At 61.0% G+C, this 24,211-nt stretch carries 22 protein-coding genes; 10 read left to right on the top strand and 12 right to left on the bottom strand.

Features of this window, described 5'->3' with window-relative positions; translation table 11 throughout:
- On the top strand, window positions 1-712 hold a 712-nt coding region (locus J4F42_10565), incomplete at its 5' end, for a tetratricopeptide repeat protein (GenBank protein ID MCE2485943.1).
- Window positions 713-750: 38 nt separating this feature from the next.
- On the opposite strand, the gene J4F42_10560 is transcribed toward J4F42_10565, so the two are convergent.
- A complete protein-coding gene (locus J4F42_10560; GenBank protein MCE2485942.1) occupies window positions 751-1,629 on the bottom strand; it encodes a beta-lactamase-like protein 2 in 879 nt (292 codons plus the stop codon).
- A 4-nt stretch (window positions 1,630-1,633) separates the two neighbouring features.
- Window positions 1,634-2,800: an acyl-CoA dehydrogenase gene (locus J4F42_10555; protein ID MCE2485941.1), complete on the bottom strand. Its 1,167-nt coding sequence runs from the start codon at window positions 2,798-2,800 to the stop codon at window positions 1,634-1,636.
- A 95-nt stretch (window positions 2,801-2,895) separates the two neighbouring features.
- On the opposite strand from J4F42_10555, the gene J4F42_10550 reads away from it, so the two are divergent.
- The gene (locus J4F42_10550) at window positions 2,896-3,468 is read left to right on the top strand and encodes a metallophosphoesterase family protein (protein MCE2485940.1); all 573 of its coding nucleotides are present in this window, start codon (window positions 2,896-2,898) and stop codon (window positions 3,466-3,468) included.
- 25 nt (window positions 3,469-3,493) lie between these two features.
- Here the strand turns inward: J4F42_10550 and moaA are convergent, their stop codons facing one another.
- The gene (gene moaA, locus J4F42_10545; protein ID MCE2485939.1) at window positions 3,494-4,507 is read right to left on the bottom strand and encodes a GTP 3',8-cyclase MoaA; all 1,014 of its coding nucleotides are present in this window, start codon (window positions 4,505-4,507) and stop codon (window positions 3,494-3,496) included.
- Window positions 4,508-4,674: 167 nt separating this feature from the next.
- Entirely contained in the window at window positions 4,675-6,177 is a 1,503-nt protein-coding gene (locus J4F42_10540; GenBank protein MCE2485938.1) for an MFS transporter, read from the bottom strand.
- A gap of 264 nt (window positions 6,178-6,441) precedes the next feature.
- Here J4F42_10540 and J4F42_10535 point away from each other — a divergent pair, with 264 nt between their 5' ends.
- Both J4F42_10535 and J4F42_10530 read left to right on the top strand, forming a co-directional pair.
- Entirely contained in the window at window positions 6,442-6,933 is a 492-nt protein-coding gene (locus J4F42_10535) for a carbonic anhydrase (GenBank protein ID MCE2485937.1), read from the top strand.
- Between the two features lie 113 nt (window positions 6,934-7,046).
- Complete coding sequence (locus J4F42_10530) at window positions 7,047-8,171, top strand: amidohydrolase (protein ID MCE2485936.1); 1,125 nt, start codon at window positions 7,047-7,049, stop codon at window positions 8,169-8,171.
- 959 nt (window positions 8,172-9,130) lie between these two features.
- Here J4F42_10530 and J4F42_10525 read toward each other — a convergent pair.
- Window positions 9,131-12,238 (bottom strand): N-6 DNA methylase, encoded by a 3,108-nt coding sequence (locus J4F42_10525; GenBank protein ID MCE2485935.1) that lies wholly within the window; start codon window positions 12,236-12,238, stop codon window positions 9,131-9,133.
- Between the two features lie 195 nt (window positions 12,239-12,433).
- Between J4F42_10525 and J4F42_10520 the strand changes: the two genes are divergently transcribed.
- The 5 genes from J4F42_10520 to J4F42_10500 are packed head-to-tail and all read left to right on the top strand — an operon-like array spanning window position 12,434 to window position 15,631.
- The gene (locus tag J4F42_10520) at window positions 12,434-13,195 is read left to right on the top strand and encodes a glucose 1-dehydrogenase (protein ID MCE2485934.1); all 762 of its coding nucleotides are present in this window, start codon (window positions 12,434-12,436) and stop codon (window positions 13,193-13,195) included.
- Window positions 13,196-13,204: 9 nt separating this feature from the next.
- A complete protein-coding gene (locus J4F42_10515) occupies window positions 13,205-13,990 on the top strand; it encodes an SDR family oxidoreductase (GenBank protein ID MCE2485933.1) in 786 nt (261 codons plus the stop codon).
- Between the two features lie 36 nt (window positions 13,991-14,026).
- A complete protein-coding gene (locus J4F42_10510) occupies window positions 14,027-14,164 on the top strand; it encodes a hypothetical protein (protein ID MCE2485932.1) in 138 nt (45 codons plus the stop codon).
- On the top strand, window positions 14,164-15,213 hold the full coding sequence (locus tag J4F42_10505) for a phosphotransferase (protein ID MCE2485931.1): 1,050 nt from the start codon (window positions 14,164-14,166) through the stop codon (window positions 15,211-15,213). Before J4F42_10510 ends, J4F42_10505 begins: the two co-directional genes overlap by 1 nt.
- A gap of 28 nt (window positions 15,214-15,241) precedes the next feature.
- The gene (locus J4F42_10500) at window positions 15,242-15,631 is read left to right on the top strand and encodes a hypothetical protein (protein MCE2485930.1); all 390 of its coding nucleotides are present in this window, start codon (window positions 15,242-15,244) and stop codon (window positions 15,629-15,631) included.
- A gap of 9 nt (window positions 15,632-15,640) precedes the next feature.
- Here J4F42_10500 and J4F42_10495 read toward each other — a convergent pair whose 3' ends face one another.
- The 6 genes from J4F42_10495 to J4F42_10470 form a co-directional block, all read right to left on the bottom strand.
- Entirely contained in the window at window positions 15,641-16,030 is a 390-nt protein-coding gene (locus J4F42_10495; protein MCE2485929.1) for a type II toxin-antitoxin system VapC family toxin, read from the bottom strand.
- Complete coding sequence (locus J4F42_10490; protein ID MCE2485928.1) at window positions 16,027-16,263, bottom strand: type II toxin-antitoxin system Phd/YefM family antitoxin; 237 nt, start codon at window positions 16,261-16,263, stop codon at window positions 16,027-16,029. The genes J4F42_10495 and J4F42_10490 overlap by 4 nt, the downstream gene beginning before the upstream one ends.
- 13 nt (window positions 16,264-16,276) lie before the next feature.
- A complete protein-coding gene (locus J4F42_10485) occupies window positions 16,277-17,485 on the bottom strand; it encodes an aromatic ring-hydroxylating dioxygenase subunit alpha (protein MCE2485927.1) in 1,209 nt (402 codons plus the stop codon).
- 17 nt (window positions 17,486-17,502) lie between these two features.
- On the bottom strand, window positions 17,503-18,372 hold the full coding sequence (locus J4F42_10480; GenBank protein MCE2485926.1) for an LLM class F420-dependent oxidoreductase: 870 nt from the start codon (window positions 18,370-18,372) through the stop codon (window positions 17,503-17,505).
- A gap of 25 nt (window positions 18,373-18,397) precedes the next feature.
- Entirely contained in the window at window positions 18,398-19,138 is a 741-nt protein-coding gene (locus tag J4F42_10475) for an iron-containing redox enzyme family protein (protein ID MCE2485925.1), read from the bottom strand.
- Between the two features lie 134 nt (window positions 19,139-19,272).
- Window positions 19,273-22,698, bottom strand: coding sequence for an AAA family ATPase (locus tag J4F42_10470; GenBank protein ID MCE2485924.1), 3,426 nt, complete (start codon window positions 22,696-22,698; stop codon window positions 19,273-19,275).
- Window positions 22,699-22,849: 151 nt separating this feature from the next.
- Between J4F42_10470 and J4F42_10465 the strand changes: the two genes are divergently transcribed.
- Complete coding sequence (locus J4F42_10465; GenBank protein MCE2485923.1) at window positions 22,850-23,932, top strand: methyltransferase domain-containing protein; 1,083 nt, start codon at window positions 22,850-22,852, stop codon at window positions 23,930-23,932.
- Window positions 23,933-23,988: 56 nt separating this feature from the next.
- On the opposite strand, the gene J4F42_10460 is transcribed toward J4F42_10465, so the two are convergent.
- Window positions 23,989-24,211: hypothetical protein (locus J4F42_10460; protein MCE2485922.1), on the bottom strand; the 223-nt coding region annotated here is incomplete at its 5' end.

Genomic DNA, 24,211 nt, shown 5'->3' with positions numbered 1-24,211 from the left:
AGAGCAGGACGGCAAGTTCGTGCTGGCCAAAATCAATGTGGATGACAACCCGATGCTGGCCCAGGCGTTTGCCATCCAGAGCATTCCGGCCGTCAAGGCGATCCGCAACGGCGCCATTGCCGGAGAGTTTCTGGGAGCCCAGCCGGAGCCGGCTATCCGCCAGTTTGTGGCAGACCTGCTGCCGTCCGAGGCCGAGAGTCTGGCCCGTGAGGGCATGCGGCTGGCAGAGGAGGGCAAAACCCAGGGTGCCGAGAGCCTGTATCGGGCGGCGCTGTCAAAGGAAGAAAACCAGCCTCTGGCCTTGCTCGGGCTGAGCCGCCTGCTGGTCGAGCGTGGGGACGACGCCGATGCCCTGGCGCTGCTGGGCAAGATCCCGCTCAACACGCCAGAATCGGACGCCGCCCAGCAGCTGATGTCCCAGATTCGCCTCAAGCAGGGCGGGGAAAATGCGGGCAATGAACAGGAGTACCGGGACAAGCTGGCGGCCAATCCCGACGACCTGGAGGCGCGTTTTGAGTTGGCCCAGGCTCTGGCCGCCTCGGGCAAATACCAGGAGGCGCTGACCGAATATCTGGAGATCGTAAAAAAAGATCGCGGCTTTCAGGACGACGGCGCGCGTAAGGCGATGCTGGAGGTCTTTGACGTGGTTGGGGCGCGCAGCGAGCTGTCCGAGCATTTCCGGTCCGAGCTGGCCAAGGTGTTGTTCAGTTAGCGCCCGTCTCTGTGTCGGCCATGACTACGGACAAGGTGCTAGGTCAGGGCCCACTCCTCGCCGTCGTGTTTGACCACCCCCTCCTTTTCCAGCTTGATCAGGTGTGAGCGGACCGAGCCGGCCGCAGCCTTGTGCAGAAACTCAGGCACGTCAACATAGATGCGCTTGACCATGGCCGGAATCTCGCTCAGTCCGGCCCGCAGGGCGTCCAGCACCTGCTGTTCGCGCAGCTCTCTATGGGCGATATACTCGTTCAGCTTCTTATACGGCTCGCGGATGGCCGGGCCGTGGGCCGGATAGATGACCGACAGGTCCAGCTTGAGGAGTTTGCGCAGCGAGGGCAGATACTTGATCAAGCCGCCGCCCTCTTCCGGGATCACGGTCGTGCCCGCTCCGAGGACGAGGTCGCCGGTAAACAGGGCCTTTTCTTCTTCCAGGTAGTAACACAGATGATCCCGCGCATGGCCCGGGGTATGGATCGCGCGCAGGGTGGCCCCGTCGGTTTCAACTCTGGCCCCGTCCTCGATATAGGTGAGCGGGAAATTGTGGACCTCGTCCTTGCCCGGCCAGGCTTTCTTGGACACCTGCAGCTCGCCGAACTGGGCCTGGACGTGCGGCGTGCCGCCGATGTGGTCCTGGTGCACGTGGGTGATGACGATCTCTTGCAGTTCGGTGGCGCCGTTCTTGGTCTCGGCCAGACCCTGCTTGAGCAGGGGATCATACACGTCGAGCCCGATACCGGTGTCCAGCAAAATCGGCTTCTTGCCCTTGCCAACCAGGTAGGTGTTGGTGCCGGGACCGGTAAACGGACCGGGGTTCTGGCCCAGTACGGTCGAGACCCAGTCACTCCAGATATCGAAATCGGGCATTTTCAGCCCGGCCATGGTGTCGGTCACAATACGGGTTGGTCCTGCCATGTGTTTATCTCCCCAACATGTTCTTGGCGATCGTCTGGAGCTGAATATTGGACGTGCCTTCGTAGATTTTGCCGATCTTGGCGTCGCGGTAGAACTTCTCGGCCGGGAAGTCTTTGATGAAACCGTTGCCGCCAAAAATTTCCAGCGACTGCGAGGCCACCCGTTCGGCAGTCTGCGAGCAGTAGTACTTGGCCATCGCCGCCTGCTGGCGGAAGGGCTGGCCGCCGTCTTTCAGCCGCGCCGCGTTATAGACCATCAGGCGGCCGGCTTCGATTTCGGTCGCCATCTCGGCCAGCTGAAACTGCACGGCCTGGAACTGGGCGATGGCCTGGCCGAACTGCTGGCGCTCCAGGGCGTAGTCTTTGGCCGCGTCGAACGCGCCCTGGGCGAGGCCGATCATCTGCGCCGCAATACCAATGCGCCCCTCGTTCAGCGTCTCAATGGCCACCTTGTAGCCCTGGCCGACCTGGCCGATCACGTTTTCGCGCGGCACCCGCACGTCTTCCAGGATCAACTCACAGGTAGAGCTGGCCCGGATGCCGAGCTTGTCCTCTTTGCGGCCGACACTGAACCCGGGCATCTCACGATCGATGACAAAGCCGGTGATGCCCTTATAGCCCTTGTCGGGATCGGCGTTGGCGAACAGCATGTACAGCCCCGCGTCATCGCCGTTAGTGACCCACGTCTTACGGCCGTTGAGCACATAGGTGTCGCCGTCCGGGCGTGCCTGGGTTTTCAGGGCGAAGGCGTCGCTGCCCGAACCGGACTCTGACAGCGAGTAGCTGCCGACCGTGTTTGTGGCCAGCCGGGGCAGGAACCGGGCCTGCTGGTCCGGCGTCAGCCAGCGCCGGAAGGCGTTGATGACCAGGGTGTTCTGGACATCGATACACACCGATACCGCAGGATCGACCCGGGCCATTTCTTCGATGGCCAGAATCGCCATGAAAAAGCTCGATCCCGCCCCGCCGTACTCCAGCGGGATCTCAACCCCCATCACGCCCAGGTCAAACAGTCGATCGATCAGCTCGCGCGGGATCTTGGCCGCCCGGTCCATGTCCATGACCTGCGGTTTGACCCTCTCCTCGGCAAACTCCCGGACCATGGACTGAAACAGCCTCTCTTCTTCGCTCAGTGTCGTGAGTGCGAGACGTGCCGTGTCGGTGCTCGACATACGCCGACCCCTTTCGCCTAAATCTTCCCCCCTACATCTCACGTTGCCGAACGCCTGTCCAGCCGATATAGTCGCCCCAAGAAGCGAGACACCAGATGAAAATTGGTCTGATTTCCGACACCCATATTCCCGAAGCCATGCCCGAACTGCCGGGCCAGGTGCGCACGGTTTTTGCCGGAGCGGATCTGATCCTCCACGCCGGCGATCTGCACTGTCTGGAGGTGCTCGATTGGCTGGAAGATATCGCCCCGGTGCTGGCCTGTCGGGGCAACGGCGACGACGGCTCGGGCGGTCGCCCGGTTGTCCCCGACGACCCGCGCCTACGCGAGGCTGCGGTCACCAGCGCGGCCGGCTATCGGATCGGGCTGGTGCACGATGTGTTGGATCCCGAGGACTTCTCCCAGTGGCCCATCGAACGCACCATGGAGTTCTACTTTGACGGTCCCACCGATTTCATCGTGTGCGGCCACACCCATGTTGAAGGCGTCAAGCGCCACGGCCAGGTGCTGGTCATCAATCCCGGCAGCCCGACCTTTCCCCACAACTATGCGGCCCAACCCGGAACGGTGGGGCTGTTGCAGCTCGCCGACAACCGCGGGGGCGGGGAGGTCAGTGTATACGACCTCAAGACCCTGGCGGTCATGCCGGAGCTGACGACCAGATTTTAGCGCTGGTTTTGGGCGCGCTGGAAGCTCAGCCGCCCAGACTGATCATTTCGATCTTTTTGTGTTCTTTCGGGTCGTAGCCTGCGGCGGACCGCAGTGCGGCCAGCCGCTCTTCCGAGTAGCGATCCCGACGTGTGCCCCAGATGCGGCCCAGGACGGCCAGGACATCGTCATCCGAGGCGCCGTTGCGCAGCAGGGCTTTCAGGTTATAACCGGTGTTGGAAAACAGGCAGGTCACAAACTTGCCGTCGGCGGTCAGACGCGCCCGGGTGCAGCTGGTACAGAACGGCTCGCTGACCGAGGCGATTACGCCGATATCACCGTCGCCATCCACAAAGGCATAATCGACCGACGGCGCGCTGCCCTTGTCGCGGCCGATCTCGCGCAGCGGAAACCGGCCCTGAATCGTTTGGAGGATTTCCTGCTTGGTGACGATTTTGTCGGACTGCCAGCCGTTGGCGTTGCCGACATCCATGAATTCAATGAACCGCAGGGCAAAGCCGTGCTCGCGGGCAAAGGCGACCAGGTCGAGGATCTCGTCGTCATTCACCCCGCGTTCGATGACCGCGTTGATCTTGATCGGAGACAGGCCGGCCCGTTGGGCGGCAAACAGGCCGTCCACGACCTTGCTGAGATCGCCCCGCTTGGTGATCTGACGGAAGCGCTCGGGCCGCAGCGAGTCGAGGCTGACGTTGATGCGGCGCAGGCCGGCCGCTCTGAAGTCGGCGGCTCTGTCGGCCAGCAGTGAGCCGTTCGTCGTCAGGCACAGTTCCGGGGCGTTTTCCAGGGCCGACAGTTTGGCGATCAGTTTCTCCAGGTCCCGCCGGGCCATGGGCTCGCCACCGGTCAAACGGACCTTTTCCACGCCCAGTCGGACGAACAGGCGCACCACCCGGGTGATTTCTTCAAAGGATAAGACCTCGCTCTTCTCCAGCCACTCGTACTCATCGAGCGGCATGCAGTAGGTGCAGCGAAAATTACACCGGTCGGTCACCGAGATGCGCAGGTCTTTGAGCGGACGCTGGTAGTGATCTGACAACATGGAGTCTCCTGAACGGCGCTTATTATAACCATCGGGCAGCCGCAGCCAAGGGGAGGGTGAAGGAGGAATTTGGCAGGCTATGAACGCGCAACTTGAGCGTCGCGCCCGCTTTGGACGCCTGAGTATGACCGAATCGGGGGGAAAGCCGACTGTTCAGCTCTTTGGTGCTACGTCAGAGAAACGTCCGTGTGGTCCGGTCCGGTATCCTCGATCAGCCACCACACACTGCCCGCGCTCAGCAAGGCCAAGCCCGAGGCAATCGCCATCAGCCACTGAAAACTCGTCACAAAAGAGTCGTCAATCGCCCCCTCCAGGGCCGAACGAAGCTGTTCATCGGAACCGGCCGGGGCTTGGGCTGCGGCCAGCTTGGCGCGCTCGACATCGAGCTGGTGTCGAATGTGGGCTGGAACCTGAAGCGCGTCCAGCCGCCGGTCGAGCTGGGCGTTGAACACGCTGACTGCCACAATGCCCAACACGGCGATGGCCAGCAGGCTGGCCGTCCGTGAGACCGCGCTGTTCAGGCCCGAGGCCAGGCCGGCGTAGCGCTGGTCAACCGCGCCCAGCACGGTGCTGGTCAGCGGCGCGACGGTGATCATCATGCCGGTCGCCACCACCACGATGCCGGGAAAGAAACCGCTCCAGTAGCGACTCTCATGGCCCAGCAGGGCCAGGACGGCATAGCCGCCGGCCGCCACACACGGCCCGATCAGCAGCGGCCGCCGGGCGCCGTAGCGAGCCACCAGACCGCCGGCCCAGCGCGAGCCGGTAAACATGATGGCACTCATCGGCAGAAATGCCGCCCCGGCCTGGGTGGCGGAATAACCGTGGACCTGAATCAGGCAGAACGGCAAAAAGAACAGGCTGCCGCCCAGCGCGGCGTACAGCAGCAGGGTGAGCAGATTCACCCCCCGGAACGTGCGTGACCGAAACAGGCCGAGCGGCAGCATGGGGGCCGGGCTGGAGCGCTCGACCAGGAGAAACCCGGCCAGGACGCCGGCGCTCAGCGTCAGCGCCCCGAACACGAACGGATGGCGGAAACCGAGCTGCGGGGCTTCGAGCAGACCGTAGACCAGGCTGCCCAGCCCCAGCGTGACCAGCAGCGCGCCGGGCCAGTCCAGCTTGCCAACCGGCGCGCCAACCGGGCTGTCGGGGATGCGCCAGTACACCACGCTCAGGACAACCAGGGCCAGCGGCGCATTGAGAAAAAACACCCAGCGCCACGAGCCGTGGTCAACAATCCAGCCGCCCACAACAAGACCCAGGGCCGACGAGATCGCAATCCCGCTCGACCAGGTGCCAACCGCCCGGCCGCGCTGCCGGTCAGAGAAGGCGGCCCTGAGCAGCGCCAGGCTGTTCGGGACCAGCAGGGCGCCGCCCACGCCTTGCCCGACCCGGGCGGCGATCAGGGTCTGGATGTCGGGCGCCAGACCACACCCCAGGGACGCCAGCGTGAACACGCCGATCCCGGCGGCAAAGCTCGGTCGGCGTCCCAACCGGTCACTCAGCGCACCGCCGACCAGCAGCAGTGAGGCCAGAAACAGGACATACGCCTCCACCACCCACTGGGCCTGGCTGAGCGTCGCCTGAAGCTCTCGCTGCACGACCGGCAGGGCGATATTCACCACGCTGCCGTCGACAAACACCATGCCGGAGCCCAGAATCGTGGCCACCAGGGTCCACTGTTCCGCGCCCCAGCGCGCCGCAGACGGCTGGGACCTTGAGGGATGGAGAGGGGTACGCAAGCTGAGCCGAGGCTAGCAACGAAACCGGGCCAGACCAAGGGGCGGGGCGGTTTGCGGTGCGCGATTGCTGCTGTCCGCTCACGCACGGCCGAATCGGCGCGTCCCCGCTATGCCTCTTGCTTTCCTGGGTGCCGCTTTGTAGACCAGACGCATACCCCCAGCAGGGGTGGCCAGTTCTTGAGGAGTTGTTTCATGTCATCGACCGATGCGTTCCTGGCGAATAATGCCCGCTATGCCGAGCAGTTTCAGAAAGGCGAGGTGCCAGTCCGGCCCGGCAAGCAGACCGTGATCGTTACCTGTATGGATGCCCGTATCGAGACCGGCCGCCTGTTGGGCCTCGAGGAGGGTGATGCCCACGTTATACGCAACGCGGGCGGGGTCGTGACCGACGATGTGCTGCGCTCTCTGGTCATTTCACAGCGTTTGCTGGGAACCAGAGAGATCATGCTCATTCATCACACCGGGTGCGGGATGCTGAGCTTTCGCGACGACGAGGTGAAGGCCGAGATCGAGGCCGACACCGGCTTACGGCCCGCCTTTGCGCTCGAAGCCTTCCCAGACCTTGAGGAGGACGTGCGTCAATCCATACGTCGGATCATGGCCAGCCCCTTCGTGCCGGTGAAGGACCAGATACGCGGTTTTGTCTACGACGTGGAGACCGGTCGCCTGCATGAAGTCGATTGACGCTCCCCTCCCGCACGCCTCCGGGGCAGTGCTGAGCGTCGCGCCCTCCCACCCCAGCCGCACCAACAGCCGGGTGGCGCAAGACACGCCCACCAGCCCAAGAAGGAGACCAGATGAAAGTTGTTGACGGCGATAGCCACTTTATTGAACCGCTTGATGTCTACCCACGCTATATTGACCCGGCCTTCCGGGAGCGGGCCATGCGCGTGGAACGCGACCCGGCCAGCGGCAAACAGCGCATGCTGGTCGATGGCCGACCCATGCGGCTCGGCAGCCGGGATATCGACGAAATGCTCAGCATCATCGTCGGCTATGGGCAGAAGGAAGACGGCAGCGCGCTCAACGAGTTTGACCGTTCGCTGATGAGCGGCGGCGACTGGCAGAACATGGACAAACGGGTCCAGTTTCTCGATGCCGAGGGCATTGACTACCAAGTTCTGTTTCCGACCCTTGGGCTGTTGTGGGAGGGTGAAGTGCAAGATCCCGGGCTGGCCGCAGCGCTGTGCCGGGCCTACAACACCTGGGCGTTTGAGGTGTGTGCAGGCCGTCTGGACCGTCTCTTTCCGTCGGCCCATATCTCGCTCCGCGATCCCGCCCTGGCCGTCGACGAGGTTCAGCGGGTGGCCAAGCTGGGCGCCCATTCGATCATGCTCGGCTCGGCGCCGGTGGCGGGTAAAAGCTTTGGCCATGCGGACTATGACCCGATTTGGGCGGCCGCCCGGGACGCGAATGTCGCGGTGACTATTCATCCCGCCGGCAACAAGGAATACCTGGGCAGCGCCTGGTATAAACACCGCAATCCCGGCTTCATGTTCATCTCGATGAACGTGATCCAAGACCCGCGCATGTCGCTCAGCACAATGGTGTACGACGGGGTGTTTGAGCGCTTCCCCGAGCTGCGGGTAGCGACCGTCGAGTCGATGGGCAGCTGGGTCGGCGAGTGGATTGAGCGCTTTGACTACCGCTATCAGTATATGCGCCACACCTCGCAGATGAAGCGGCCAATCCGGGAGTATTTTGCCCGCAATATCTGGATCAATGCCGACCCGAGCGAAAAGCTGCTGCCATTCATTGTCCAGTTTGTGGGCGACGAGAAATTCTTTGTCGGCTCGGACTACCCGCACGCCGAAGGCTTTACCCAGCCCATCCAGACCATGCGCGGCCTGCTGTCAGACCTGCCGGCCGCCTCGCTGGACAAAATCCTGGGGACCAATGCGGCGGCATTCTACAGGATTTGATTAACGCGAGGACGTTATCTTCGTAGAGCCGATTACGTCCTCCACCTCCACCGGGCCACATGACATCGACCGTGCCTTTCCTGGCACTCCCGATTCCAAAATACTGCTTGAGCGCCCCTTTCTTGGGGGTGAAGGAAGTGATCACGCCGATACCATTACGATTCACGCCTCCACCGCTCGTAATACCGACGCTGCCTAATATCGTCACTGCGACAGACCTATACGAAGTGCTCAGGTGGGACTGTGAGTTGACGCTCGGGGGAGAACGCGTGACGTTCGGTCTGGGGCAGAGCTTCGTTGACCGGAGATCGATCATGTACAGAATCGAAGTAGGGTATGGAAGACGGTGATATCTTCTTTTCGAGCTGAACAGCTATGTTTGCTGCAATACGTATACTCGGATCGGGATGTGATGGAATGCTGTCTCCATTGTCCATCGTTAGTTACAGAATACTTGGCGGGAGATCTTCTGAGAGCCTTCTCAATTTTTTCTGCCCAAGCCACCTCATCTTGGCTTTGAACATACCCCAGCATCCCGGCTTCAGGGTGTGTCAGTGGATACTTGCCTGACGTGAAACACCCCAGGCCGTCCTTACCAAGGTATAATCCTACTTTATGATTTTCGTCCAGCCTTTTGGCCTCGAAACGAAAACGAGGACGGATACCATGAGCTACTCGCTCTACTTCTATATCAACGCGGGGGAGCTCTTTTGCACGTTTCCCTAGAACGTCTAGAGTAGATTCGGGCTGTATCGAGTACTGCTCCATCCAGGGAGGGGAAGAGTCTCGCTCCGTCATTTCTCTCATCGCTCGGACGAGTCTTCTTGTGATTTCTGGTTCTTCACTATTTGTAAAATTTTCGACGCAAAGCTCTTGATAACCTAATGTGATAAGCTCGTGTGCGTGTTCTCTGAGACTTCTTCGATATAAATTCTGACGTTCTCTTCCAGTTACCATTTCTATGAGTTTTCTTCTGCCACCAACGTCTCAGCTATGACTTCGCCAGCATCAAGAAGGGCCTGACGCCGCGTCCACTGGAGAGTATGCATCGGTTTGAAACAATATGTCGTATCGTTGTCATAGATCCGAAGATTTCTGTTAAAATAAACCCATTGACTGTGACGCCGGTATAGATGTTCACGGATACGAGTCCATTCGCGGGTCATTTCTTCATTGGCATATTTTAGGATTATATGTTGCGTTGCATTAGGTGGAGCTAGCTTGACAGCGATCATCGTGGAACGCGCGTCATGAAACGCAGTAATTTCATGGCGGGCATCTGTCTGTCCAGCGATGAACGTATCTAGCTCTTTCTTTAGGAGTTGTAAATATGACTTCATCAAAGATTTCGAGGGTGGATTGAGAGCTGCTTTTGCTACTTTTCCTTGGACGCATTGCATATTTGTTGTAACAAAATCTTGAACAAGAATTCTCTCATCTTCTCGCAGCCCAAGGAGTTGGAAAACCCTTTCATTCAGCTCTACCATTTTGTCTGTGAGGGCCTGTTCCGTGTTCGAGGCCATTTGTTCTTCCAGCTCAGACTCTAAGGAAGCTGGTGATATTTTTGCCAGGGCGTCCCTCAAAGCTGCCCACTCTCGGATTTCCTTTACAGAGAGCCTTTCCAAAGGAACAGGCAAAGACTTCAGGGAGTCTAGGGTTGCAATATCCGTGTCGATTCCCCACTGGCTTGACGTAAAGAATTGCTGATAGACGACAAAGTCTGAACTCAGATAAAGAGAGAGCGCCTTGAGCAAAGATTCTTTTCCCGGCTGAGCTGCGATACCTATCTGACGAGCGGGAACAGCGAGAAACTCGTCGGAATAAATGGCAAAACGTCTTCCTACATCTAGCAGAATATGGGGTGGAGTAGAGACGCGCATGGGCAAGTCCGCTCTTCCCTTACGAACATAGGTGAGTTCTTTAGGAATAATGTGGACGGCCGAGTCTGGAAAAACAAAGATCCGTCCGATCCGTCCGAGTTTTGTGAAATCGGCCCGTTTTTTGCCTTCTAATTCTGGCCGTACTTCTAGAGGTTCCCGGGATTGTTCTGGTCCTTCTCGAAGCTCCAGACCCTGATGGGCGTGTAAACCATGAACCTTTGCGAAGTCACTGAATATAGGAAATTTTCGCTCTATCCTCTCCAATAATTTACCATCCCGGAAGCTTCCCCACATCGCAATTTTCCAAGGGAGCGTAGCTCCTGTCGCTGCTCTATCCAGGGATACTTCTTGGACCTCTGCTGCATTGATTGTAATCGTCCAGGTATCTTTCCTCTTTTCCGGTCTATTAGGACGATTGGCCTCTTGGTTGATGACGAAAGGGGAATACGTGAGGATCGATTCGGCCCAGTCCGTATCGAGCTGATTCTCTTTCCGCTGGAAAAAAAGAGTAAGGCATGGGCGACGCGATCGGCCGGCGAAAAGCACTTCTGAGAGATTCGAGAAATTTGCTACGCACCAGGCCTGCACCTTGGTGAAGAACTGCTTTCTAAAAGAGGCCGATTCTTTCTTGAATAGGGTCATCGCAGGCAACACCAGACCTGCTATCCCATTCTTCTCAAGATAAGGTAAAACTTTCCAGACAAACGCCTCTGCTACTTGATTCCCTCCTGTAGGTGCTTCTTGATAATTCTCCCGCATCCATTCCCAGACCGGACGGTCCTCTTCTCTAACGCGCTGGCTACTTAAACTGATCCAGGGAGGATTACCGATAATCCAGTCAAATTTCTTTGTTGCAGCCACTTCTTCCCATAAAGAGTCCGGAGCGAAAAAATCGGCTTTGAAGATGTTGGCGTTCCGAAGGTTGGGTAATTGGAAGGAGGTACTCTCTAGATCTGGCGGGGTGACATAGTCCAGCAAAGTGAGGATCAGACTCATCTCGGCAATATGACAAGCATCGCCATCCCGATCTACTCCATAGATCTGTGACGTGAGGATGTCCCGTAATTCTTTGGGACGGAGTTGCCTCTGCTCTTGATATCGCCGTTTCTCAATCAGTTGGCGATAGCACTGCACAAGGAAGGCTCCAGAACCACAGGAGGGATCCAGAACTTTCATGCTCTGCGTCAACGGATGTCTCTGCTCCAATTCTGATTGTATAAAATCGACTAAGGGGAGAGGTGTGTAATAGGCACCAGATTCTCGACCTCGCGTCACGTTTTGCCCATATACGGGGAGATGAAGAAACTGTTCATAGATCACGGAAAGTGTTTCGATAGGGATAAAAGAAAAGTCGTAAGGCTGAAAATCGAGATGGAGTTGGCCCTCTACCGTATCGCCACAGAAGATCCCAGCGACTTGTTGGAGAAGCGACGGTGAGATGTCGTCTAATGCGTCAGATTCGAGAAGAAAAATTGAGCCATTTAACCACTTCTGTATCTCCTTGTTCAGAGCCAGAAAGCCTTTCCGAGTGGCATGTCTGCTGAAAACGGACTTTGGAGGGATACGCCACTTGTCTAACTTCCTATCCGAGAGAATATTTCGATCTCGAAGATAACGGAAGTACACAAACTTTCCAATCAAAGCGTGAGAAATATTCTGTCCCACTCCTTGTTTTTGCAAATGATCGTCGAGCTTTTTTAGCTCTTCTAATAAACGCCAGTCCACACGGTTTTTGGGATTGATCTGCTCTCCCCATTCTTGCCAGAGTGTTCCGTCATCGATGGCTTGGGCCGTAAAAGCAGCTAACTGATCGGATACTTTGTTGAAGGCAACGGCTGCTTTGAGTACGCCCTCCTCTTGCTGTTCAGCAGCAGGGGGGCTGTAGTGGAAACCAGAGTAGAGTCTGATGCACTGAGGGGTCTGGACCAAGACGAAGGGGACAAGTCCCTGGTTCCAGATCCGTCGGTGAATCTGAGCTGCTTCGGATTCCGAAGAGGATTTGCAAAAATAGACAATGGGGATGGTCGGCATATTGCCAGTCTCATTCCCGAGAACATAGACTCCTTGCAAGCCGCACTCTTCTCTGGCCTTACGGAGAACATATCCTAGCTGGGAGTGGGGAAAATCCTCATCCTTCGAAAGAAAGTTTGGAGAACCTTCATAGCCCAGGACTTGCGCTACATCCATAACGTCGCTGCCCCTGCCTGTATCCCTATTAGGCAGAGAGTTCTCTCGCTGCCTCGGCATGAAACCACGTTCTGAGTACCTGCTCAAGGAGGGAAAAGCAAGGTAGGCAAAGAAGATCTGTCCGGGGTGCATTGCTGATAGAGCAACCCTTGCGGTAGGATGGTGCCGCTTTTTCATGAAGCCGTGGAGGAAGAGATGCGCATCACAGACAAAGTCGCCCTGGTAACGGGCGGCAGCCGGGGCATTGGCCGGGCGATCAGCCGCCGACTGGCCGAAGAAGGCGCCCGGGTGGCGATTGCCGATATCCTGGAGGACGAGGCCCGGCAGACCGCCACGGAGATCACCGCCGCAGGCGGCCAGGCTCAGGCCGTGCCCACCGACGTGACCCAACTCGACCAGGTTCGGGCCTGTGTCCAACACGTCACCGACAGCTGGGGACAGATCGACATTCTGGTCAACAATGCCGGCTGGGACAAAATCGAACCGTTTGTCGAGAGCAGCCCCGAGACCTGGGACAAGGTCATTGCGATTAATCTGCGCGGCCCGATCAACTTCTGTCATACGGTTGCGCCGCAGATGATGGAGCGCAAGCAGGGCAAGATCATCTCGATCAGCTCGGACGCCGGACGGGTCGGCTCGACCGGCGAGGCCGTCTACTCGGCGTGTAAGGCCGGCATTATCGGCTTTTCCAAAACCCTGGCCCGCGAGCTGGCCCGCTCGCAGGTCAACGTCAACGTCGTCTGCCCCGGCCCGACCGACACGGCGCTGCTCCAGCAGGTCACCGCGGGTGAGCGCGGCGCGCGGGTGATCGAGGCCATGACCCGGGCGGTGCCCTTCCGACGCCTGGGCCAGCCCGAGGAGATCGCCAACGCGGTGGCCTTTTTTGCCTCGCCGGACGCCGACTTCGTGACCGGCCAGGTCTTGTCGGTGAGCGGCGGCCTGACCATGGCCGGCTGAGGAGGGCGTATGCGCTTTACAGACAAGGTCGCCCTGATCAGCGGCTCGTCGCGCGGCATCGGCCGGGCGATCGCCCTGCGGCTGGCCGAGGAAGGCGCCCGGATTGTGGTCAATTACCGCCGCAACACCGAGCAGGCTCAGGCGGTGGTTGAGGCAATCGAGCGGCTCGGCTCACAGGCACTGGCGGTGCAGGCCGACATGAGCGACGGCGAGGCTGTGCGGGCCATGTTCCGACAGGTCAAGGAGCGCTATGGGCATCTCGACATCCTGGTCGTCAGCGCCGCCGCCACGGCCTTTCGACCCCTGCTCCAGCAAAAAGAACACAATGTGATGCGGACGTTCGGGTTGACGATCAGCGGCTCGCTGCTGGCGGTCCAGGAGGCCGTGCCGCTGATGCGCGGTCGGGCGGCCAGGATCGTGACCGTCTCGGGCATTGACTCCCTGCGTATGCTGTCCGGACACGGGCTGCTCGGCGCGGCCAAGGCCGCCCTGGAAAACATGACCATGTATCTGGCCCACGAACTCGGGCCCCACGGTATCGCGGTCAACGGCATCAATCCCGGCCTGATCGAAACCGACTCGTCGAAGATGTATGCCGGCGGGGACGCGGCCTACGCCGAGTACGAACGCGATGTGATCCCCAATACGGCGGCCGGCCGGGTAGGGCGGCCCGAAGACATCGCTGCGGTGACGGCCTTTCTGTGCTCTGAAGACGCCGACTTTATTCGGGGACAAACCCTGCTGGTGGACGGCGGGCTGCTGTCTTCGTCGATCGCCAGCCGGCCGCACGACTGAGACACCGGCCGGAACAGACTTAAGGAGGGACGGGCTATGGCGCAACTCGAAACGCTTCATCCACACGCGTGCGGACTCGACGCCGCGCGCTTGGACCACTTCAGCGCGGTCGTCCAGCGTGACATTGAGCAGCAGCACTACGACTCGGCTCTGGTGCTGGCTGCGGTGCGCTGATGGTCGATGCGTCCGCAGCCCGGCCCTTTTCCAGCCGGCAGCTGGAGCGCGTCTTTGCCCAACTGTCGGGACGGCCGCCCCTGCACGTCCACGCCGTCCTGTCCGGCAATATCAACACGATTGTCAAGGTCGAGTGTCAAGGTCGGCTGTACGGGCTGCGGCTTCGGACCCAGGAGCAGGTCTACCGCTACGAGCCGGACCTGGTCAAAGAGGCTCTTGTCGCCGCACTGCTCAAGCCCGGTGCGCGGCCGCCTACCGACGCTGCCATCGTCCGGCTGTTCGACAGCCTGTTGACCGCCCGGTGCGGCGCACTTGACAGCGCGACAGCCGTTCTGCCCCGGCTGCGCTACTACGACTGGACCCGGCAGATCCTGGCCCACCCCTACTGTGTATACGACTGGGTAGACGGCGCGCCCCTCTGGGACACGCCGGCCCCACACCTGTACCGTGCCGCCGGCCGAGCCCTGGCCCAGATTCACACCGTTCGATTTGAGGCCTGGTATGCCGATTTTCCGTCTGTTGGAAAGAAGCCGCTGGCCTGGGCCGAACGCTTTCCTCAGGCCCTCGGCAAAGAACTCGACGCCGCCCGCCGCCACCTGCCGGCAAGGCTTGCCGAGGCTGCGGCCGGGCTGCGTCTGCCCGACACCCTGGAGGTGAGGCCGTGCCTGGTGCATAACGATTTTTCGCCCGGCAATATCCTGACTGCGGACGGCCGGCTGACCGCCATCATCGACTGGGACAACGCCGTGGTTGACGCGCCAGCCCTGGACTTTGTGAAGATGAAGTACTGGACGGCCAAGAACACCGCCGGTCTGCTGTCCCCCCAGGCGACGCTGTTCGGGGCTTTTGTCGAGGGCTACGGCGACGCCGGGCGGGCCATCGTTGAGTCTTTGGCCTTTGCGTTGTATGAGGTGCTGTGGTTGCTGCGGGTGTTCAATTTCGAGTGTGCCAAGCAGGCCCAGGGCATCGCCCCGGCGCCGGGCTATCCCGAGGCCGGCGCGTATGAGGCTTGCCTGTCTGAGGTGCTGACACGGCTGAGCCGGTTCTGAGGAGAAAGAGGAGAAAAAGGAGGACAGCATGGATCCCGTGTGGTTTGGACAGTTCGCCGTCACCGCGTTTTTTGCCGTGGCTTTTCTGCAATCCGCAGCCGATAAGTGGATGGACAGTGCGGGCAACCTCGAGTTTCTGACCGGCCATTTTTCCAAGAGTCCCCTGGCCGGAACGGTGACGCCGATGTTCTGGGCGATCACGGTCGTCGAGTCGGCGGCCGGGATCCTGTGCGCCATCGGGGCTGTGCAAGTCCTGTTCGGCCTGGGCGGTGGCCTGGCGGTGTGGGGCATTATTGTTGCCACCCTGGCCTTGCTGAGTCTCTTCTTTGGCCAGCGGCTGGCCCAGGACTATGGCGGAGCGGCGGTAATTGCCGCCTATTTCGCGGTCGCCCTGCTGGGCCTGCTCTTGTTCAAATAACCCAGAGTGTCACCAGACTGTTCGGATGAGCGGAAATGCTCGGATATGTCTATCTTTGGTGACTAATTCAGCCCCGTGCTGCAGAGCGCTCGACACAATCAGTCGGTCAGCAGGGTCTCCGTGAAAGCCGTGCTGGCCGAGTTGCCCGGCCGTGATAGCGATATCGGCAGACAGCGTCACAAGCGTCACACCGGGACGGGCCAAAGCTTGCCGCATCCAGACACGAACCTCTCGGTCAAGCGTCAGCTTGCCCTGCGCAACCTTTGTGGCAATTTCCCAGCAGCTGATCGGGCAGATGCCTATCGTCGTTGCGTCGGTGATTGTAGTCTGTGCTTTTTGAGACAGCTTAGCCGGATCACTCACCCACCAAATCCAGGCGTGGGTGTCGAGGACAATCACTGCTCGACTTCCCAGGACTCGCTAACGGGAGACAGCAAGTCTTGCTCGCGTTTGTAGCGTACACTGCCGAGCAGGTTCGGAGGCTCGGCAGAATCGAGCGGAACAAGTTTGGCGAGCGGTTTCCCTCGTTTGGTGACGATAAGCGGCAGACCCGTCTTGGCGACTTCGTCAAGGATAGCCAGACAATGGGCTTTGAAATACGAGGCGGATACGTTTTTGACGGTTTCGGCCATGTATGGTCTCTTTCTAGTCTGCATAAAACCCGACAATCTCTTCGATAACGGTGTGGGCGTGACGGACGAGCAGCTCTTGGTCTTGCAGGACAAAGTGGGTCTTTGCGCCTGAGGCCAGCATCGACTGGGTGGCTTCCAGGGTGCTGGCGTCTTCGAGCAGCGCATCGCGCAGCAACACCTTGCTGTACTCCTGGCTGAAACGCTGGGCCGCGTTGTCGGCCTGGGGGAAATAGGTGCGGACTTCCCACAGCGTCCGGTCTGCCGCCAGCGGCCAGAACTGATGGGTCAGGTAGGTCCCGTCGAACACGAACACATCGAAGTTCGGAAAGAGCATATTGGCGTCAAAAGCCCAGAAGCGGCTGCGGGTCGGGTTCACGCCCGGCGGCAGCCGCTCCATGTCCCAGTCGCGGTTGACGATGGACGAGCCGAAGCGATGGGCCAGCAGCTCGACCGCTGACGGCTTGTGCTCGGGGTTGCCGAACACCGACATGCGGTGGTTGCGCTTATAGAGCTGAAAGGCAAAGGCGTGGGCATACGGGTTGTCTCTGCTGGTAAACGAGTCGGGCAGCGAGCGTCGGTGGATGAACGGTACGTGGTAGGCTTCGTGAAAGGCGTCTTTGATGACCTTCCAGTTGGCCTTGATCTCGGTCGTCCAGGCAAAACACGTGCGCAGCTTGTCAAACGGGTAGCCTGTCAGACCGGCGCCCAGCTCGCCCAACTGTTGTGACAGGCTTTCGTGCGGCTGGGGGCTCAGATTGACGAAGAGAAAGCCTTCCCAGCTCTCGCTCGCAATCGGGCTCAGGCCGAGTCGGTTTTTCTCCAGCCCAAAAAAGTTGGCTTCGTCCGGCACAAAGCGCAGCCCGCCGTCCAGCCCGTATGACCAGCCGTGAAACTTGCAGGTCAGCGCCTGGCAGCGACCGCCCCGGTCCCAGACGAGCTTGTTGCCGCGGTGGGAGCACATGTTGTGAAAGGCCCGCACACGACCGTCCCGACCGCGCACGACCAGGACCGAGGTCTGACACACCGGAAGGTCTTTGACAAAATAGTCCCCGGGCTGTGGGAGCTGCTCGAGCCGTCCGACGTTCAGCCAGAAGCGCTTGAAAATTTTTTCGCGCTCCTGGGCAAAGTAGGCGGGTGACACGCAGGGTTCGATTGGAATAGGCCCGGTGCCGAGTTCAGGATAATCGGTGTGCCAGATTTTGCCGTTGGCTTGGCCATCCATGGCGCGTCCTCCCGCCCTCAGCTGCCGAGCCCCGCCTCGCGGGCAAAGCGCTCCATCAGGCGCATCAGCTCGGAGAAGTCGTTCGTCCAGGCCCGGAAGGACAGGTAGACATGCTGGAGCCCGAGTTTCTCGTAGCCGGGCAGATCGTCCAAAAGCTGATCGAGGCTGGGCGCCGCCAGGGGCAGCATGCACAGCTGGAGGTCGGCCATGCTGCGGCCAGCCTGCTCGGTCAGCTCAGCCAGGGTCTCCAGCGGCGCCTCAAGCGCCTCCGGGCTATTACCCATGGCGATCCAGCCGTCGCCGCGGCGGGCCACCCGTCGCAGAGCGCCCTTTGTCATGCCGCCGATCAGCACCGGTGGCCGTGGCGTCTGGACCGGTTGGGGCAGGCATTTGATATCGGCAATCTCAAAGTGTTTGCCGCTGAAGTTGACCACCGGCTGGGTCCAGGCCGCTTTCATAATATCAATCGTCTCGTCGGTGCGGCTGCCGCGTTCCTTGATCGACACCCCCAGGGCGTCAAACTCCTGCTCCAGCCAGCCGGCGCCCACCCCGACGACCGTGCGTCCGCCGGACAGCACGTCAATCGTGGCCAGGGTTTTGGCCGTGGCCAGCGGATGGCGATAGGGCAGGATGAGGACTGCGGTACCCAGCTTGATCCGGGTCGTTTTGAGCGACAGGGCGGCCAGCACGCTCAGCGGCTCAAGAAACGGGTCGTCCGGGTTAAAGGCATAGCCGCCCTCCATCTTGGCCGGAAACACCAGGTGGTCGGCCACCCAGATTGTGCTGTAGCCCAGCGCCTCGGCCGCCTCGGCTGCGGTGGCGATTCTGTGGGCCGGGTCTTCGCTTGCAAACGCCGTAAAATGGGGCAGAACAATACCGTAGTCCATACGCGATCTCTCCTGACAGTTAGGTCTAGGCGGCGGCCACGCCGTCTTCCTCTCCCATCGCCACCCGCAGAATACCTTCCTGGGCAGCCCGAAACTTCTCGCACCAGTTTGCCAGCGCGGTCCGGATTTTCTCCTGGCGCTGGGCGGTGGTGGCGTACTCCCGCACCAACTCGTAGACCGGCTCGCCGTGGGCCTCGGCCTCGCCCATGTGGGCGTAGAAAAACTCCAGGTCGTGGCGACTCAGGCCGTAGTGCTCGGTCAGGCCCTGCACGAGCCGGGCGGTGGAGTTCTCCCGGCGGCTTTCTCCACCGATCGACATGGCCGCCAGGGTCACCAAGCCGTACTCCCGGCGCCCGAGTTCAATGACCCACTCGACATACTCGAGGGCGGCCCGGGCGACCTGGGGATGGGACAGCTCTGCCGCGCTGGCGCCCAGGGCTTCGGCCAGCCGCCGGGCCAGCCGCCAGTGCGCGTCGTCGCCACGGCCCATCGCCGTCTCCTCGTCAATCAGGTTCTCCACAATATGGCGTCGGATCTTTTGATCGATTGGTCCCAAGCCCGTGTTCAGAAAAATCCCGCCAAAGGCCCGAATGTGGTGTCCGGTGCGATAGTGGTGCTGGATGGCCCATTTTTTGAGCGCCTGACGGTCCAGGCTGCCGGCCATCACCCCGGCATAGAAATGGGCGCCGTACAGGGGCGCTTTTTCCTGCTGGGCCATATAGCCGCGCAGTGCTGCGATAAAGCCGTCCGAGTTTTCCGTGGACATCCTGCGTCCTCCTTATCGGCGGGCCTGCTCAGGCCCATGCATAGCAGACCAGAAACCGCCGGGCAAAAGGCGCCGAAAAGTCCTGACTCATCCGGCAACTCGTCTCACCCGCGCCTCGCGTCGTGCCGATGCGACTACTGTCCCAGCTGTGTCAGAAGGTTTCTGGCTTGGCGCAGGTCGGCCGTCTCAAAGCCTTCGCTGAACCAGTCGTAGATTGCGGCCAGCCGCCGCTGGGCAGCCTCCACCCGACCCTGGTCTTTCCACAGCCGGCTCAGGCTGACGACAGCGCGCAGTTCAAGCGACTTGGCTCCGTCGCGCTGGGCAATGCTGATCGCCCGCTGAAAGCACGCCTCAGCCTCGACCACGGGAGCCGGGGGAGCGACGCGTTGCCCGTTCGCCAGCTGCCCGTCTCGGGTGGCCTGCTCCAACAGCAGCTCGCCCTTGAGGCGGAATAAATCGGCCTGCTGCGAACGTTCGCCGGCCTGGTCAGTGTGGGTAATTGCCTGTTCGAGGATGGCCAGTCCCTGGGCCGGCTGGCCGCCTTTGCGATACGCCTCCGCACACAGACAAAAGACAAACGAGCGCTGCTGGTGTGGGCCTATGGTATGCAGAGCGGCCATTGCCCGCTCAACCAGGCCCAGGCCTTCTTCGACGCGACCTTGGTCGGTCAGCGCCCAGCCGTGGGCGAGCTGTCCGAGGCTGACCCAAAAGGCAAAGCCCTGTTCTTGGGCCAGGTCGATAAGGGCGCGGGCGTATTCGTGGGCGGCCGCGTATTCCCCCCGGAAGCGATGGACTGTTCCCACAAATTCCAGGGCTAAGACCGAACTGAACGGGTGGGCCAGGTTGTGGGCGGCCTGTCGGGCCTGCTGGCTTCGGGCCAGAGCCTGGTCCGGGTAGCCGCGCAACCACAGCAAATTTGCCAGGAAAGCAAGACTCAGAACCTGTGGGTCTTGGCCAAAATGCGCGCCCTCGGGCCGGTCCGGCCGGTGCCGCTCAGGATCGTAGAAGCGCAGACTGCGCTCCAGATGCTCTTGCGCCGCAGCCAGTTCGCCCGACGCGTTCAAGGTCAGGCCCAGGCTGAGGTGGGCGGTCAGCAGCGCCCCCGGCGTCCCGACGCTCTCGGCCTGACGCCGACATTGCTCGGCCAGTTCGCGGGCAATGTCCAGCCGGCCGGCCACCAGATAAAATCGCCACAGGCCAAAGACGACGACAAACAGCTGGGGCGTTTCGTCCAGGGCGCGACACAGCTCCAGCGCCCGCGTATACAGGGCTTCAACTTCTGGAGCGGCATAGCCCCGGGTGGCGGTCAACGGCGTTCCCAGGTCGATCTGTAAGCTCAGCTCTTGCTGCCGACGCCGGACCGAGTCGGGCAGCGTGTCGAGGAGTTCCAGGCCCGTCGTCAGGTGACGGGTAGCTTCGGCGTTGGCGGAACGCTCGGTCGCGCGCTGTCCGGCCCGCTGCCAGTACGAAATCGCCGGCTCGGCCAGCCCGGCTGCGGTGTAGTGGTGAGCGATCAGCTCGGGCTTGGTCTGCACGGTCTCGGGAAAACGGTCTTCCAGGGCCAGGGCAATCTGGCGGTGGTAGGCTTGCCGCCTGCTCTTGAGCAGGGATTGATAGGCGCTCTCCTGGATCAGGGTCTGGCGGAAGGTGTAGTGGGCCTGGGGCGGGAAGCCGTCGTGCGCGAGCAGGTCTGCATCGACCAGGCAGGCGAGTTCTTCTTGCAGTCGGTCTTCGGCCAGGGGGGAGACGGTCTGGATCAAGGCGTAGGAGAAGTCTCGACCCAGGGTGGCGCCCAGCTGAGCGGTCTCTTTGCCGACCGCGAGTCGGTCGAGCCGTGCCTCAAGCGAATCCTGGAGGGTAGTCGGAATCCCGAGCGAGGGCAGTGGACCGGTCAGTTCGTAGTGGCCGTCGGCCTCTTGGACAATGCCGGACTCGATGTACATCCTGGTGAGTTCTTCAACAAAGAGGGGGACGCCGTCCGTTCGACTGCGAATCTGGTGGAGAACGGCGGGCGGGAGAGGCTTGCCGTCGCACACGTGCAGCGCCAACTCTTCGACCTGGGCCGGGCTGAGGCGGTCCAGGCTGAGAGTGTGCAGAAATGGGCCGGCTTCCCAGGGCGGGGAGAAATCGGGGCGAAAGACGCCAACTACCAGGGTGCGACTGTGTGGCAGACGGTTGAGATAGGCGTTGAAGAACTCGAGGGTCGAGGGATCGGCCCAGTGCAGATCTTCCCATACACAGTAGACCGGCTGAAGTTCGGCCTCTTCGAGCAGGAAGCTGACAAAGGCCTGAATGATTTTCTGTTTCTGCCGCTGTGGGCTGAGGCGTGGGGTTGGAACAGAGTCGGGCGGGGGCAGGGACAGCAGGTTGGCAAACAGGGCCAGCGTCTCGGCGTCTGGAGAACGGTAGCGGGCCAGGGCCTGTTCGAGTTTGGCAAGTTTGGTCGGACCGGTGTCGGACGGCTCAAACGCCAGGGCTCTTTCCAGGAGATCGATCAGCGGTGCCAGCGCGCTGTTCTGGTCATACGGTGAGCAGCGCACAGTAATCCGGGTCGCCTCGTCAGCTTCGAGCTGCTGGGACATGGCCTGGACCAGGCGTGACTTCCCGATCCCCGCCACGCCGTTCAGCAGCACGAGCTGCCCAGCCCCGCGTGTGGTCCGCTCCCAGCGCTCGCGCAGGAAGGCGACGGCCGTGTCACGACCGACCAGGGCCGGCGTCTGGCCCGAACCCGTGGTGTCAGTAGTGAAAGCGAACCGCGTTCGGGAGGGGTGCTCACCCACCACGCGGTAGGCGTGCAGCGCGGCGGAGATGCCTTTGAGGCTGTGGCTGCCGCGATCCTGGCAGTCAAACACGCGCTGCACCAGGCGGTAGGTCGTGGCGCTGATCAGCACCGAGTCGGGTTCCGCCAGCGTCTGCAAGCGCGCCGCAATATTGGGCGCCTCACCGATTGCCAGCTGCTCGGCCCGCCCCTCAACCCCGACCTCGCCGACCACGACCCGGCCGGTATGGATACCGATCCGGACCCGAAGCGGAAACGGCAGGTGGGGAAAGGTGAGTTGCGGCAGGGCCTCTACAATGCCCAGCCCGGTCCATACCGCCCGCAGAGGTTCGTCTTCGTGCGCCCTCGGATAGCCAAAATAGACCAGCAGGCCATCCCCCAGATATTGGGCGATATAGCCGTCAAAACGCTGGATGACCCCGGCGCACAGTTCCTGGTAGGCGCGGATGACTTCGCGCAGGTCTTCGGGGTCGAGCTGCTCCGACAGGGCGGTCGAACCCACCAGATCGCAGAACATGACGGTCAGTTGGCGCCGCTCGGCCTCGGGCGTGACCGGCCGGCCCTGACCGTTGTCCGGCCTTGCCTGGTCCGCTCGATCGCACCAGACCAGCACCAGACCATTTTCATCCTTGGCCACCCCTTGGGCGCTGATGAGTTCGACTTTGAGCGCTTCAAGGGCGCTGTCATCCAGATCAAACTCGCGCTGCAGCGAGCGGTAGGAAACCCGCTGACGCTGGGCTAACAGACTGGCTACCTGATCGACGACCTCGAAGAACGCCATGGAGAAAGTATACGAAAGTCGCCGGTGCGTTGACAGAGGGCGGACGGCAGGTCAAATAGAGAGGACCCTGAGGGGAAATGACACGAAGGGTGAGCGTGACAACAGATCAGACCTGCAAGGACATCACGATCACCCTTTCTGGAGGCAGACTATGGCTGGATACAAACAAGAGATTGACCGCGAGAAAGTTCAGGAAATCGCCGAAAACGTTTTTGGCCTGCTGAGCGGCGCCGTGATGTCGGGCATGGTGTATCTGGGCGACCGGATGGGGCTGTACCGGGCGCTGGAAGACGCCGGGCCGATGACGAGTCAGGAGCTGGCCGACAAGACGGGTCTGCACGAGCGCTGGATTCGGGAGTGGATACAGGGCCAGGCCACGGCCAAGCTGCTCGAATATCGGGGCCAGGGACGCTTTGAGCTGTCGCCGGAAGCCGCCCTGGTCCTGGCCAACGAGAATAGCCCGGCCTTTGCCGCAGGTGGGTTTTGCGCTCTGCCGCAGCAGATGGCGGTCCTGGAAAAACTGCCCGAATCGTTCAAAACCGGCCTGGGTCTGCCGTATGACGCTTTCGGGCCTGAGGGCGCACGGGGGGTCGAGCGGCTGATCGCGCCGTGGTTCCGGGCGCATCTGGTGCCCCGCGCCCTGCCCCAGCTCGACGGCGTCGTGTCCAAGCTTGAAGCCGGTGCAAAAGCGGCAGACGTGGGCTGCGGTTCGGGCGTGGCCCTGATTGAGATGGCCAAGGCCTACCCCAAGTCGGACTTTCACGGCTATGACATTTCCAAATACGCCCTGGCCCGGGCCGAAGAGAAAAAGGCTCAGGCCGGAGTGTCGAACGTCAGCTTTCACGACGCCAACGGGGATGCCATCCCCGACGACCACAGCTTCGACTTCATCTCGACCTTCGACTGCCTGCACGACATGGCCAATCCGACCCCGGTCATGCAGGCCATCTATCAGGCCATCAAGCCGGACGGGACGTGGCTGATTGCCGACATCCACAGCCTGCCGACCTTTGAAGAAAACCTGGAGCAGAATCCCCTGGCTGCCATGTTCTACGGCTTTTCGGTGTTGTGCTGCATGTCCTCGGCCATGTCCGAGCCCGATGGCGAGGGGCTGGGCACGCTCGGCTTTACCGAGCCGGTGGCGCGCAGGATGGTCGGCCAGGTTGGCTTCAGCCGCTTCAAGCAGCACGACTTCAACAACCCCATCAACGCCTACTACGAAGTCCGGCCGTAGCGGTCGGTGGGGAGATCAGAGACGCTCCAAGGGGGCGTCTCCGGCCCGCTCTTTCATCACGCCCGGTTCTCGTCCGGCGTCTCGCGCTCGATCTTCTCAAGCAGATACCACGACATATAGCCAGCGTATTTTTCCTGCAGGTCCTTGCGTCGCCAGTCCTGGCCGGTGACGATTTTGCGGCAGTTGACCGCTCCGCAGCGGCACTCCATTTCATCCGGCTCGTCGTCGGTCATCGCCCAGTCGTGGGTCAGCTCCTCGCCAGCGGCAATATCGCGCATG

The organism is Desulfurellaceae bacterium (genome assembly GCA_021296095.1).
GTDB lineage: Bacteria > Desulfobacterota > Binatia > Bin18 > Bin18 > JAAXHF01.
Note: the sequence above shows the minus strand (reverse complement) of the source record. Positions and strands in the feature narration are given on the sequence as shown.